This window comes from Terriglobus roseus DSM 18391, assembly GCF_000265425.1.
In the GTDB taxonomy this organism is placed as follows: Bacteria; Acidobacteriota; Terriglobia; order Terriglobales; family Acidobacteriaceae; genus Terriglobus; species Terriglobus roseus.
Genome location: NC_018014.1, coordinates 1,891,076 through 1,903,535, shown reverse-complemented (window position 1 = coordinate 1,903,535; position 12,460 = coordinate 1,891,076). Strand labels below are relative to the sequence as shown.

The following is a 12,460-nucleotide window of genomic DNA, read 5'->3' as shown; positions in this document are numbered from 1 at the left end:
GTCCGTCCTTATGTCGTGCCTTGCAGTGTGCGGTGGTTCAAGCCACCCACCGAGTGATTTCCTGCAGCTACTTCGATGCGATCGGCAGCATCTTGCTCTGCTTGCAGAACGTGATAATCGTGTTCACGATGTGGTCCAGCATAACCTCAGTCAGGCCCGGAAAGACGCCGACCCAGAAGACGTTGTTCATGACAAAGTCAGTATTCGGGAGCTCGCCCACAACGCGGAACTCGGCGTCCTGGTAGGCCGGCTGACGCGTCAGATTGCCGGCAAAGACAAGGCGTGTGCCGATCTTTGCTGCCTCGAGCGCAGCAGTAAGCTGATCGCGCGTGAAGGGAGCATCTTTACGGACGCCAATCACGAACCCGAACCAGCTGGGATCGCAACCAGGAGTTGCTTCCGGCAGCATCAGCCACTCGGAAGCGGGCTGCAAAGCGGCCTTCAGGTAATCGAAGTTCTTGCGGCGCTTCGCGATGAACTTGGGCAGCTTGGCAATCTGGGAGACGCCAAGTGCAGCCTGCATGTCGGTCGCCTTCAAGTTGTAGCCAATGTGCGAGTACGTGTACTTGTGATCGTAGCCGCAGGGCAACGTGCCTAGCTGCCAATCGAAACGCTTGCCACAGGTGTTATCCACGCCGGGTTCGCACCAGCAGTCACGACCCCAGTCGCGGTAACTGTCGATGAGAACCTGCAGTGCCGGCTTGTCCGTCAACACAGCACCTCCCTCGCCCATGGTGATGTGGTGAGCGGGGTAAAAGCTGACGGTTGCGATATCGCCCCACGAACCCGCCATGCGGCCATTGAAGGTGGCACCAAGTGCGTCGCAGCAATCCTCAACCAGCCATAGGTTGTACTTCTTGCAGAAGGCCGAGACGGCCTCCAGATCAAAACAGTTGCCAAGCGTGTGCGCGATCATGACGGCGCGCGTCTTCTCAGAACGTGCTGCTTCCAGCAGGGCGACATCCACCTCATAACTGGGCAATGCGATGTCGATGAATACGGGAATGCAGCCGGTTTGAATGATCGGGTTCACCGTGGTCGGGAAGCCTGCGGCGACCGTGATGACTTCATCGCCCGGCTTAATCTGCCGGTCACCCAGTTTGGGAGAAGTCAGCGCGGAAAATGCGACCAGATTGGCGGAAGAGCCACTGTTGACCAGCGACGCGGAACGGACGCCGACGAAGCGTGCCAGTTTGCGCTCAAAGTCCTTTGCCCAGCGGCCCGTAGTGAACCACGAGTCCAGGGCAGAATCGACGACGGCACTGATGTCGGCCGCGTCAATTACCTTTCCGGAGACAGGAACATTGCTGGCGTTAGGGACGAAGTCTTTCGGGGGGAAAGCTTCTGCGTGGTACGCCTCAACCAGGTCCAGAATCTGCTTACGAAGGGCTTGTGCTTTATCCGTCATGAATATCCTGTAGCTTACAGGAGACGGCTGCCGGACGCATCTGGCTGCCTGTCGTACTCTTAGTTCGGGCGGGTTTTGGCCGAAGATTAACCCCAGGATGAGGAAGCATGAAAGCAGTCATACTTGCCGGCGGGCTTGGCACACGATTGAGCGAAGAAACGGGCCTGCGCCCCAAGCCGATGGTGGAAATCGGTGGTCGGCCGATTCTGTGGCACATCATGAAGATCTATTCGCACTACGGCATTAACGAGTTCATCGTCTGCTGCGGATACAAGGGCTATGTCATCAAGGAGTATTTCGCGAATTACTTCCTGCACATGTCTGATGTGACTTTTGATATGCAGAACAATGCTATGACCGTACATCAATCTGTCGCTGAACCCTGGAAGGTGACGCTGGTAGATACCGGTGAGAGTACCGGCACGGGCGGGCGTTTGCGTCGGATCCGCCAGTACCTGGGTGAGGACGAAGCCTTCTGCATGACTTATGGTGACGGCGTCAGCGACGTGAATATTACGGAACTGATCGAGTTTCATAAGTCGCACGGGAAGGAAGCAACGCTGACTTCCATTCAGCCGAGCGCGCGTTTCGGTGCACTCGGTCTGAAAGACTCACACGTTTATGCCTTCCAGGAAAAGCCCAAGGATGAGGGTGGATGGATCAACGGCGGCTTCTTCGTCCTGAATCCTCGCGTTCTGGATGAGGTAAAGAACGATGACTGGATGTTTGAGCGCGAACCGATGGAAGCCCTGGTTGCAAAAGGTGAGGTACAGGCGTTCTTCCATCACGGTTTCTGGCAGGCGATGGACGCGCTGCGCGACAAGCACCAGTTGGAAGAATTGTGGTCGAAAGGTAAGGCTCCGTGGAAGCTCTGGTAACCGCTCCGGATAAGGCTGTTTGGAACGGCCGCCGTGTATTTCTGACCGGCCACACCGGCTTCAAGGGCGGCTGGCTTGCACTTTGGCTGGCCAAGCTGGGCGCGAACGTGCGTGGCTATGCTCTGGATCCCTACACCACGCCGAATCTGCTGGATGTTGCGAAAATCGGCGACGTCATCGAAGACACACGCGGTGACATCAACGATCTAGAAAAGATCACGGCGAGCATGACGGAGTTCGCGCCGGAGATCGTGATCCACATGGCCGCGCAGCCGTTGGTGCGTCTCTCATACGTCGATCCCCTGCTGACGTACAAAACCAATGTGATCGGGACAGCAAACGTGCTTGAGGCAGTCCGCAAGACGCCCAGCGTGCGTGCGGTCGTCTCTGTAACAACCGACAAGTGCTACGAGAATAAGGAATGGGTGTGGGGCTACCGCGAGAGCGATCCGCTGGGCGGCTACGACCCCTACTCCTCGTCGAAGGCATGTGCGGAGATTGTGACGGCGGCCTATCGTCAGTCGTTCTTCAATGTGGCTACCTTCGATCAGCATCGGTGCGGCATCGCGACCGGTCGTGCAGGGAATGTAATTGGCGGCGGCGATTGGTCGGATGACCGCTTGCTGCCGGACCTGGTCCGTGGCTTCTTGCGGGGTGAATCCGTACGCATCCGCCGTCCGAAAAGCATCCGTCCATGGCAGCATGTGCTGGAACCGCTTTGGGGTTATATGCGGTTGGCTGAAGAGCTTTACAAGGGCAACTCGTCCGCAGCCGCGGGCTGGAACTTCGGCCCGCAGGATGATGACGCGTGGCCTGTATCGCGCATCGTGGAAAAGATGGTGGACGTCTGGGGCGACGGAGCACAGTGGGCGCTCGATCCGGACCCCGGCGTGCACGAAGCCGGCTACCTGAAACTGGACGCGTCGAAGGCGCGTGCCGATCTCGGATGGCGCCCTGCGTTGCGCATGGATACGACCCTGGAGTGGCTCGTTCGCTGGTACCGCGCACAGGCTGCGGGGGAAGACATGCAGGCACTGACGCTGAAACAGATTTCTGACTATGAGACGCTGCTCACAACGGGCGTCTGAAACTCAAGTCCCTAACGCTGAACTGGTATCCTGCACCCATGACCACCGTTGACGTTCTGTTCCACTTCGCCATGGCTCCCAGCGAGCGTTCCGTGCTGGCCCTTGCGAGCATTCGCGAGGTCTACGGCATCCGCCGCGTCACGCTCGACGAGCGCGCTGGCACCATCGGCATCGAGTACGACGCAACACGCTTGAATGAGCCTGTCGTGCGGCAACTGCTGCGTCGCGCTGGCATCGAGATCGTCGATGCACCTTCGCCAGAAGAGCCGCTCGAGCAGGATGATCCTGCGGTGGTGCAGGCATAACAATCCACAGCGTTGGAGTTGCAACGAAGCCTCTCTCTTGGTATCTTGAGTAAGCGCGTTTCGACGGTGTTGAAGCGACTGTGTGCATCCGTAGCTCAGCTGGATAGAGCAATTGGCTACGAACCAATAGGTCGGAGGTTCGAATCCTTCCGGGTGCACCATACAATCTCGAAAAGGCCCCTCACGGGGCCTTTTCTCTTTGGTGCAATCAGTCCAGAAGTTGCCGTTCCCTACCGCTCTCCCCACTTCAATTTGGATCGCAGAACGTTGAAGAGACCGTGCTCTCCGAGCCGGACAAGCCGCACGCGATACTTCGACTGTCTGCAGCGAAGCTGGTCGTGCAGTTTCAGTTCCACGGCCTCCTGGCCGTCCACGGTCAGATAGGTCTGATCGGCAATACCTTCCACATAGACGCGGACCTCCGTGTCGCCGGGCACAACGATCGGCCGAAGTGTCAGCAAGTGCGGGCAGATGGGCGTGACGATCATTGCATTCACGGTCCCCATCACGATGGGGCCGTTGGCCGCGAGGTTATAGGCAGTCGAACCAGTCGGTGTGGAGACGATGATGCCGTCGGCGCGAAAGCGTGCGACCAGCTGGCCGCCAAGCTCGATGATGTAATCGCCCATGCGAGCGATCGCGCCCTTGGCGATGACGACATCATTCAGTGCGTCCCACGCCTGAAAGACTCCACCGTCGCGCATCAGTTCTGCGTGCATCATGCCGCGTTCGTCCACTTTGCATGAGCCTTCGCGCCACGCGTCGAGGGTCTTGTAGAGCTCGGAGAGAGGAACTTCCGTTAGGAAACCTAACGAACCCAGGTTGGCACTGAGAATTGGCGTGTCAGTTCTTGCGAAGGAACGTGCGGCCGAGAGGAGCGTGCCGTCGCCACCGAGGACGATGACCAGCTCTGGACACAGCTTCGGCATCGCTTCGCGTGCCAATCCCTGCTGGCCCATGTACTCTGCGCTGGTTTCATCCAGAGCAGGCGTGTAGTTATGGCTTTCAAGCCACTTCACAAGCTCAGGAAGCAGTTCTACGAGTTCCGGCTTCTGCGGCTTGGAGATGATTGCGACGTACGGCATAGGCACAAGTGTACTTCGGTCAGCCGCCGAATCGGGCGTATAGCAGAAACTCGCGATTCCCTTCCGCACCTGTAATCGGTGAGTCAGAAACATCAATCGTTTCACCGCCTGCCTCCGCGACAGCACCGCGGACGCGGTCGATTGCGATGTCATAGGCCGCGGGATCGCGCACGATGCCTCCCTTGCCGACCCATTCACGGCCCGCCTCAAATTGCGGCTTTACCAGCGTTACCGCCTCGCCCTTCCACTGCAGCCCCGCCGCAGCCAGTGAACGCACCACGGCAGGCACCACCAGCGTGGCGGAGATGAAGGAGACGTCCATGGCGAAGAAACTTGGGGCCAAATCCGGTGGCAAAGGTGGCGAGATGGAGTGGGCCAGCGCGGCGGCCTCTAAAACCAACGCGCCCGGTTCCAGCAGACGCGCGTTCGTTCGCTCCATCAGGCGGACACGCGCATCGTTGCGCATGGACATATGCATCTGCCCATAGCCCGTGTCGACCGCCAGTACGGCCGCCGCACCGGCCTGCAGCATGCAGTCGGTGAAACCGCCCGTGGAAGCGCCGATGTCGACGCACAGACGGCCGGTCAGATCGATGCTCCAACGATCGAGTGCGCCACGCAGCTTAAGACCTCCCCGGCTGACGAAGGGCATCTCCTCGCCCAGAATCCGAATGGCTGCTTCGGGATCCACGGCGGCACCCGCCTTGGTGACCTTCTGCTCTGCCACGAGGACTCGGCCCGCAAGGATCAATCCCGTCGCGCGCTCACGCGACGGGACCATGCCACGCTCCACCATTACCTTGTCCAACCGTTGCTTAGCCATGCACCCTGCCTCTTTCCATCCTCTCAAATGCACAAAGATCGTGACGACGGGTTACACTCATCGGGAGGTTTGCGACGCACGACATCTGCCGGAGACGGCGGGGACGTTCATCGCTAACACCGCGCTTCACACTGTCAACAAATATGCCTCCTTCCGACTTTTCGTTCGGTGACATCACGCCGCGGCCCAATCCACAGGAGCCGTTCGCGCGTTCTTTCGTCAGAGAGAGCGAGATGACGCCGTCAAACGATGACGGAATTCTGCTCCGAGCAATTCAGCGGGGCGATGAGGGCGCTATGGCGACCATCTTCGACCGCTATAGCAGGGTTGTGTATTCGGTCGCGCTGCGCGTCTTGCGCGATCCGGCTGCAGCCGAGGACGTGTTGCAAGACATTTTTATGCAAATCTGGCGTAAACCCGAGAGTTTTGTCTCCACACGAGGATCACTCGGTGGGTGGCTCGCGGTGGTCGCCCGTAACCGCTCCATCGATTCCCTGCGCCGCCGCAAGCCGTCGGATTCCGTAGAGGACATCGTGCTTGCTTCGCCTTTCAACCTCGCTGAAGACTCCGAGCGCACCGTAATGATGGAGCGCGCACGCGGCGTCATCACAGGGCTGCCTGCAGAACAGCGCAAGGTGATCGAAATGGCCTTCTTTGATGGCCTGACCCATTCCGAGATTGCAGAGCTTACCGGTGACCCACTGGGTACGGTAAAGACGCGGATTCGCAGCGCTCTGCTGGTTCTCAGAAAGGCGATGCAAGCGTGAGTAATCAGCCGGTCACAGCCGAAGATCTTTATCTCTACGCAATGCAGCTTCTGGAACCAGAAGAGCAGACTCGCCTTGAGAGCTTCCTGCAGCAGTCGCCTGAGGCGCGCACGGAGCTTGCCAATGTGCGCGGCGACCTTGCCTTGCTCGCCCTGTCGGCAGAATCAGTGGCACCGCCTGCGTTAGCACGCCAGCGCCTGATGAAGGAGGTGGCGCGCGAGAAGAAGGCTGCGCCCGCTCCGACACCAATCAATCGTGCTGCACAGTCGTCGCAGACCGCTGTGCCGATCAGCGAGGCGAGCGAGCGCGGTCTGACTTCCCTCGATGTCGATAGCCGCACGCCCGCGCACGACGCACCTCTTCCGTTGCGGTCTTATGACGACGATGAGGAGAACGAGGCACCACGCCGCGGCATCCTTCGGGTGATGCTGCCGTGGGCGGGCTGGGCTGTCGCAGCTGGCCTTGCAATCAGCACATTCGACCTGTATCACCGGTCACAAGATCTCCAGGACAAGATCGCATTTGTCAACGCCAGCGCAGCACGCGCTACGACAAACTCGGCGAAGGCGCAGCAGGTGCTCGACACGCTGCGCTCCGGTGCGGCACAGCGCTTCCAGTTGACCAAGCAGAACTCGCAGCCGATTCCATCCGCGCGAGTCACCTATCTGGCAGAGAGTGGATCGTTGGTATTCCAGGGCTCCAACATGGAGCAGCTACCGGCGTCCAAAACGTATGAGTTATGGCTGATCCCTGTCGGCGAAGGCCGCCAGCCCATACCAGCCGGCACCTTCAAGCCTGACGAGCGCGGCTATGCCAGCGTAATCCTGCCGCAGCTGCCGAAGGGCGTACTGGCCAGCACCTTCGGTGTAACTATGGAAGACGATGGCGGCTCACAGACGCCGACACTACCCATCCTGATGATCGGCTCGTAGACCAATCAGAAGATCAAATGAAACGAGAAGGGGGAGCCGAATCGGCTCCCCCTTTCCTGTTGAATTTTGATGAAGACTACTGAGCGATACGGACCGAGACGCCATTGCCCTGGAGAGGAACCGTTGCCGACAGAACATCGGTGTCCGTGCGGATGATGTAAAGGTTCTGCGAGTTCGAAGCGGTGACCAGCACCTTGCCGGTAGGATTACCCGCAACCGCGCCGATCCAGTTCAGAGCAGCAGCAACTGAATTTCCCTGTGCATCGGTCTGCCTTGGCAGGGTGATCGTTTTGGTTGCAACCATACTGTTCATGTTCACGACAGTGATGGTGCCATCCGTCGCGTTCGCGACGTATGCCTTGCTCAGATCCTGCAGGACTGCGACCTGTATTGGACCTAGTCCAACCGGGACGGTCGCCAGTACGGTGCCAAAGTTGACCGCATCCGTCGGGTTTGTTGGATCGCAGGCCGTGTTGCCGCCTAGCGCAATCTGCGAGCAAAGGGCCACATTAATGATGCTGAGTGTGCCGGGGGTGGTAGCGGTTCCGGCGTTCAGCACCGCAATCTCATTCACCGCCGGAGCCAGATCAGCCCAGATCGGATTCACACCCACATCGATGGTGCGATCGAGAACATTGCCCTGCACGTTGATGACACTGACCGTGCCGTTTCCGGTACCGTTGCCTTTGGTGTTCAGGACGAAGGCACGACGCGAATCCGCCGTCATGATGCCGTAGATTGGGCTAACACCGACCGGGATGCTGGCTGAGATTACGTTGTTCGTGCCATTCTCGATCGCCGTAGCGGTTCCAAGCGTGGTGCCTGGCGTGGAACCCTGGCTTAGCGTGTAGACTCGCGGTGAAGTCGACAGGCCGACCGTATAAACGGGATTCGCAGGTACCGGCAGATCCTGCCGAGCGGTCGGCGGCGCACCACCCGTCAGGACGGAGACGCGGCTCAGGCCGGGCTCCGTAATGTAGATGGCACTGGTGCCGGATGTCGGATTGATCTGCGTTGGCGCCGCGCCGGCCACCAGCGACGACTGCCGCACCATGTTGGTCATAAGACCGGAGGCGCTTGTGAACGAATCCACCAGCACGCTGTTGCTGTGAAGCACATATGACTGACCGAGCGGGTCGACCGCCAAGTACGAAGGCGCAGGCGCCACATACGCGTTGGCGATGTTCGTCTCACCGAAGACATCGACGACCGTGATGAGGCCGCTCTTGCCGTTACCGGGATCGGAGAGCGCCGTTGCATACACGGTGGGCTGAGAAGACGGCCCGACCGGGTTGATGGCGCTGACTACCGGGCGATAGTTATTGCCGCAACCGGCAAGAAAAAATACCGCCGCAACCGAACCCATCGAAAGGGCTGACGCGCGAATTACCTGACGTGGAACTGAGAACAAACGCTGCTCCTGCACTGGGAGCACTGCGGCCCCAACAAGCATCATTGTAACGGAATGAAAGAGAATGTCGGCACCTCCGCAGATGCTGGCGGAGACTTCCTTCTCGGTAGACGGCTGGCCAATGCGTTTGGAGTCAATCTTCCAGGCATTTTTACAGGCCGCCGATAGTTTCTAGAACTCTTCCCTGCCTTCCATCCAACGCTTCGCCCATCCAGCCTCAACGTGCATACGAAGGAAGGTATAGCTGAGCATCTCGTGAGCTACACGCTCAAAATGACCCCATCCTGAGAGGTTACCGAAGGGGGCACGCGGCGAGGTCAGTACATTGAGGCCCTGCCGCCTGCATAGCGCACGAATACGGAACAGGTGGGTGCCGTCGCTCACGACGATAACGCGCTTCCATCCACGCTGCCGCGCGATATCGGCGAGAATCTCGGACTGCTGCTCTGTATCGATGGATTCCGTCTCTGCAATGATCCGGTCGTACGGCACGCCCTGCGCAAGCAGATAATCGCGACCGACACCACCTTCCGTCCGTCCGGTGCGACCGTCCGCCGAACCGCCCAGCGTGATGATGAGCGGGGCCATGTCCCGGCGATACAGCGATACCACCTTATCGAGCCGCGCGTGGAATACCGGCGAGGGATGCCCGACGTACTGGGCCGCACCGAAGACTGCGATGGCGTCGGACGGCTGCGCCTGATCTTCATTGGCGACACGGTCGATGCGCATGTACAGACTGGCGAACCAGACACTCGCGACCAGAAAAAGGACGATGAAAAGCGTTCGGATGGGATGCCCTCCGTTGCTTTGCCGTTTTCGCGATCTTGCCGCCATAACGCTTCGTTGTCCTCGTCCCGCAGTTACTGCAATGCCAACGCGATTTCGTGAGTCGGGATGGCACCTTCGCGGAGAATCATCCACGAGTTGCCGCCGCCGCTCAGGTCCACGATCGTCGTGGGTACGGTGCGCGCTGTGGGGCCACCGTCCACGATCAGTGGGATCCTGTCGCCAAGCTGCTCGCGGACACAGCGCGCGTGGGTGCACTCCGGCTGACCGGCCAGGTTCGCGGAGGTCGCTGTGATGGGCAGGCCGAGCTTCTCCACCACGGCTCGTGCAATGGGTGCTTCGGGCACGCGGAGCGCTACGTTGCCGGTATGTGCGGTCACACGCAGCGGCAGGCGCGATCCCGCCTTGACGATGATCGTCAGAGGCCCCGGCCAGAATTTTTCCGCAAGGCGATCGAACGCGGTGTCGATGTCCCGGGCCAGTTCGTAGCCGTGCGAAAGGTTCGCGATCAGCAGCGACAGCGGCTTGTGCTTGGCGCGGGTCTTCAGCTCGTAGATCTGCTCGACTGCACGCAGGTTCACGGGATCGACAGCGAGACCGTAGAACGTGTCCGTAGGCATCGCCACGACCATGCCGCTTTCAAGTGAGCTGGCAACGTACCTGACCAGGTCCGCTTCAGGCTCATCCGGGTTCATCCGCAACATCTCCGCCGACATGCACTCTCCAAGGCTAAACAGCGGCGCAGCCTGCCCTACCGGCAGAGCAGCGCCCAAAACAGCACGGTAGCACATCGGCGATGGCTCGTCCGTCGATGGAACCACGTAGAATCCGCATGATGCCGGAACGGATAACAAGCAAGACCAATTCCCGCGTGCGCGCCCTGCGTTCTGCCCTGCAGACCAGGCGCGGCGAGACGGTGGGTATCGAAGGCTTTCACCTGGTGCGCGAGGCCGTTGCCAGCGGCTTGTTGCTGACGACACTGTACGTGCGCGAAGACCAGGAGAGCGTGCTCGACCAACTGCCGACCGATGCAGCTCGCGAGATTCTTCTGCTCTCGCGCGAGGCGTTCGACAGTGCCGCAGCTACGGAGCAGGCGCAAGGGATCGCAGCTACGATCGACCGTCCTGCCCAGACCTATGCACCACGGACCGGCGATCTGCTGCTGATGGCCGATGGCATCCAGGATCCCGGCAACCTTGGGACTTTAATCCGGTCTGCAGAGGCCTTTGGAGCTTCTGCCGTGGCCCTTGGTGACGGCACCGTTGATCCGTGGAACGGCAAGTGTCTACGAGCCGCAGCCGGCGCTGCCTTTCGTATGCCGCTGCCACGCTGGAACAACGATCTGTTGCTGTCGTTGCGAGCCGTCGATGTGAGGTTGTTCGCTGCTGTCGCGCGCAACGGTGAGCTGGCTCATGTGACCGATTTTGGCGGGACTGCGGTGATCATTGTCGGTAACGAAGCTGCCGGCGTTTCCGATGCTTTGCTGGAAGAGTCTGATGAGCGTGTAACGCTCGCCACCATTGGCCCTACGGAGAGCCTGAACGCTGCCGTCGCGGGTTCCCTTCTGCTGTACGAGGCATCACAGCAGAGACGCTTTAAAGATCGGTAGTCAGGATGAGCCTCTTCGACAATTTCGAACCGCAGCAGACGATGCAACAGCCACGCGATCAGCGCGATGTGCCGCTGCCCGAACGCATGCGCCCTCGCAATCTGGATGAGTTTGCGGGACAGACGCACCTCATTGGTCCGGGCAAGCCGCTGCGCCTGGCGATTGAGCGCGGCGAGCCGGGCTCCATGATCTTCTGGGGGCCTCCGGGTACGGGCAAGACGACGCTTGCGAAGATCATCGCGAATACCACGAGCGCCACCTTCATCGAGTTCAGCGCGGTCACCAGTGGCATCAAGGAGATCAAGCAGGTGATGGTCGATGCGGAGAGGGCGGCCGCACATGGCTCACGCACTATCCTGTTCGTCGATGAGATCCATCGCTTCAACAAGGCACAGCAGGATGCGTTTCTGCCTTACGTGGAGCGCGGCGCGCTGCGGTTAATCGGCGCTACGACTGAGAATCCGTCGTTCGAACTGAATGCTGCACTGCTGTCACGCTGCCGTGTCTACGTGCTGCAATCGATTGGGGACGAAGAGATCGTTGCGCTGTTGCAACGATCGCTGACGGATGAAGAGCGCGGCATCGGCAGCCTTCATCTGACCACGAGCGAAGGCGCTCTTGAGAGCATCGCGAGCTTCAGCAACGGCGATGCTCGCTACGCTTTGAATGCGCTTGAAACTGCTGCGCATCTGCTGACTGGGCGCGGTGATTCGACGCTTACGCGGGAGGCTGTTGCGGATGCTTTGCAGCAGCGGACTTTGCTTTATGACAAGAAGGGTGAGCAGCATTACGACCTGATCAGTGCGCTGCATAAGAGTGTTCGGAACTCGGATGCGGATGCGGCGATCTACTGGCTGAGGCGCATGCTGGCAGCGGGCGAAGACCCGATGTACGTTGCTCGGCGCGTTGTCCGGATGGCGGTTGAGGACATCGGTCTTGCTGCTCCGGAGGCGCTGAATCTTACGCTGTCCGCGCAGCAGGCGATGCACTTTCTGGGCTCTCCGGAGGGCGAGCTCGCGTTGGCGCAAGCCGTTGTTTATCTTGCACTTGCACCCAAGTCGAATGCCGTCTACGTTGCGTTTAACGATGTTGCTGCAGACGTGAATGCGACGGGTTCGCAGCCGGTGCCGCTGCATCTTCGCAATGCTCCTACGCGGCTACTGAAGGACCTTGGTTATGGGAAGGAATACCAGTATGCGCACGACTTACCGGGCAAGGTTGCGGCGATGCAGTGCCTTCCGGATGAGCTGAAGGATCGTCGTTATTACGTCCCTACGGACCAGGGCCGGGAGCGGCAACTGGGTCAGCGGATGGACGAAATTGCTCGCGCGCGTGACGCTGCGCGCGAGAAATGAATCGATTCAG

Annotated in this window: 13 protein-coding genes and 1 tRNA gene; 8 read left to right on the top strand and 6 right to left on the bottom strand. The window is 59.8% G+C overall.

Going from position 1 to position 12,460, the window contains the following annotated elements; all coding sequences use genetic code 11:
• Positions 1 to 67: 67 nt before the first annotated feature.
• Positions 68 to 1,408 (bottom strand): lipopolysaccharide biosynthesis protein RfbH, encoded by a 1,341-nt coding sequence (gene rfbH / locus TERRO_RS08015; protein ID WP_014785500.1) that lies wholly within the window; start codon positions 1,406 to 1,408, stop codon positions 68 to 70.
• 107 nt (positions 1,409 to 1,515) lie between these two features.
• Between rfbH and rfbF the strand changes: the two genes are divergently transcribed.
• From rfbF to TERRO_RS07995, 4 genes are all read left to right on the top strand, one after another.
• Positions 1,516 to 2,286, top strand: coding sequence for a glucose-1-phosphate cytidylyltransferase (gene rfbF, locus TERRO_RS08010; protein ID WP_014785499.1), 771 nt, complete (start codon positions 1,516 to 1,518; stop codon positions 2,284 to 2,286).
• The gene (rfbG, locus tag TERRO_RS08005) at positions 2,271 to 3,374 is read left to right on the top strand and encodes a CDP-glucose 4,6-dehydratase (protein WP_014785498.1); all 1,104 of its coding nucleotides are present in this window, start codon (positions 2,271 to 2,273) and stop codon (positions 3,372 to 3,374) included. Before rfbF ends, rfbG begins: the two co-directional genes overlap by 16 nt.
• A gap of 38 nt (positions 3,375 to 3,412) precedes the next feature.
• A complete protein-coding gene (locus tag TERRO_RS08000) occupies positions 3,413 to 3,679 on the top strand; it encodes a hypothetical protein (RefSeq protein ID WP_014785497.1) in 267 nt (88 codons plus the stop codon).
• Positions 3,680 to 3,763: 84 nt separating this feature from the next.
• Positions 3,764 to 3,840: transfer RNA gene (locus TERRO_RS07995), tRNA-Arg, on the top strand.
• A gap of 69 nt (positions 3,841 to 3,909) precedes the next feature.
• Here TERRO_RS07995 and TERRO_RS07990 read toward each other — a convergent pair.
• The gene (locus TERRO_RS07990) at positions 3,910 to 4,764 is read right to left on the bottom strand and encodes an NAD(+)/NADH kinase (protein WP_014785496.1); all 855 of its coding nucleotides are present in this window, start codon (positions 4,762 to 4,764) and stop codon (positions 3,910 to 3,912) included.
• 19 nt (positions 4,765 to 4,783) lie between these two features.
• Positions 4,784 to 5,587: a TlyA family RNA methyltransferase gene (locus TERRO_RS07985; RefSeq protein ID WP_014785495.1), complete on the bottom strand. Its 804-nt coding sequence runs from the start codon at positions 5,585 to 5,587 to the stop codon at positions 4,784 to 4,786.
• Positions 5,588 to 5,820: 233 nt separating this feature from the next.
• On the opposite strand from TERRO_RS07985, the gene TERRO_RS07980 reads away from it, so the two are divergent.
• Positions 5,821 to 6,354, top strand: a complete 534-nt coding sequence (locus TERRO_RS07980) for a sigma-70 family RNA polymerase sigma factor (protein ID WP_041593136.1) — start codon at positions 5,821 to 5,823, stop codon at positions 6,352 to 6,354.
• On the top strand, positions 6,351 to 7,286 hold the full coding sequence (locus TERRO_RS07975) for an anti-sigma factor (protein WP_014785493.1): 936 nt from the start codon (positions 6,351 to 6,353) through the stop codon (positions 7,284 to 7,286). The genes TERRO_RS07980 and TERRO_RS07975 overlap by 4 nt, the downstream gene beginning before the upstream one ends.
• Before the next feature lie 76 nt (positions 7,287 to 7,362).
• Here TERRO_RS07975 and TERRO_RS07970 read toward each other — a convergent pair whose 3' ends face one another.
• The 3 genes from TERRO_RS07970 to TERRO_RS07960 form a co-directional block, all read right to left on the bottom strand.
• The gene (locus tag TERRO_RS07970) at positions 7,363 to 8,697 is read right to left on the bottom strand and encodes a YncE family protein (RefSeq protein WP_014785492.1); all 1,335 of its coding nucleotides are present in this window, start codon (positions 8,695 to 8,697) and stop codon (positions 7,363 to 7,365) included.
• Positions 8,698 to 8,868: 171 nt separating this feature from the next.
• Positions 8,869 to 9,429: a YdcF family protein gene (locus TERRO_RS07965; protein ID WP_245536251.1), complete on the bottom strand. Its 561-nt coding sequence runs from the start codon at positions 9,427 to 9,429 to the stop codon at positions 8,869 to 8,871.
• 131 nt (positions 9,430 to 9,560) lie between these two features.
• Positions 9,561 to 10,202 carry an L-threonylcarbamoyladenylate synthase gene (locus TERRO_RS07960; protein ID WP_014785490.1) on the bottom strand — a complete coding sequence of 214 codons (642 nt, stop codon included), beginning with the start codon at positions 10,200 to 10,202 and terminating at the stop codon, positions 9,561 to 9,563.
• Positions 10,203 to 10,318: 116 nt separating this feature from the next.
• On the opposite strand from TERRO_RS07960, the gene TERRO_RS07955 reads away from it, so the two are divergent.
• Both TERRO_RS07955 and TERRO_RS07950 read left to right on the top strand, forming a co-directional pair.
• Entirely contained in the window at positions 10,319 to 11,095 is a 777-nt protein-coding gene (locus TERRO_RS07955; RefSeq protein WP_014785489.1) for a TrmH family RNA methyltransferase, read from the top strand.
• 5 nt (positions 11,096 to 11,100) lie between these two features.
• Positions 11,101 to 12,450 carry a replication-associated recombination protein A gene (locus TERRO_RS07950; protein ID WP_014785488.1) on the top strand — a complete coding sequence of 450 codons (1,350 nt, stop codon included), beginning with the start codon at positions 11,101 to 11,103 and terminating at the stop codon, positions 12,448 to 12,450.
• The last annotated feature ends 10 nt before the right edge of the window (positions 12,451 to 12,460 follow it).

What these genes read in the sequence shown, in the direction of transcription:
- TERRO_RS07980 (WP_041593136.1), top strand. Translation starts at nt 5,821, where the DNA reads ATGACGCCGTCAAACGATGACGGAATTCTGCTCCGAGCAATTCAGCGG.
- TERRO_RS07960 (WP_014785490.1), bottom strand. Translation starts at nt 10,202, where the DNA reads ATGTCGGCGGAGATGTTGCGGATGAACCCGGATGAGCCTGAAGCGGAC.
- TERRO_RS07985 (WP_014785495.1), bottom strand. Translation starts at nt 5,587, where the DNA reads ATGGCTAAGCAACGGTTGGACAAGGTAATGGTGGAGCGTGGCATGGTC.
- TERRO_RS07990 (WP_014785496.1), bottom strand. Translation starts at nt 4,764, where the DNA reads ATGCCGTACGTCGCAATCATCTCCAAGCCGCAGAAGCCGGAACTCGTA.
- TERRO_RS08000 (WP_014785497.1), top strand. Translation starts at nt 3,413, where the DNA reads ATGACCACCGTTGACGTTCTGTTCCACTTCGCCATGGCTCCCAGCGAG.
- TERRO_RS07955 (WP_014785489.1), top strand. Translation starts at nt 10,319, where the DNA reads ATGATGCCGGAACGGATAACAAGCAAGACCAATTCCCGCGTGCGCGCC.
- TERRO_RS07950 (WP_014785488.1), top strand. Translation starts at nt 11,101, where the DNA reads ATGAGCCTCTTCGACAATTTCGAACCGCAGCAGACGATGCAACAGCCA.
- rfbF (WP_014785499.1), top strand. Translation starts at nt 1,516, where the DNA reads ATGAAAGCAGTCATACTTGCCGGCGGGCTTGGCACACGATTGAGCGAA.
- rfbH (WP_014785500.1), bottom strand. Translation starts at nt 1,408, where the DNA reads ATGACGGATAAAGCACAAGCCCTTCGTAAGCAGATTCTGGACCTGGTT.
- TERRO_RS07965 (WP_245536251.1), bottom strand. Translation starts at nt 9,429, where the DNA reads ATGCGCATCGACCGTGTCGCCAATGAAGATCAGGCGCAGCCGTCCGAC.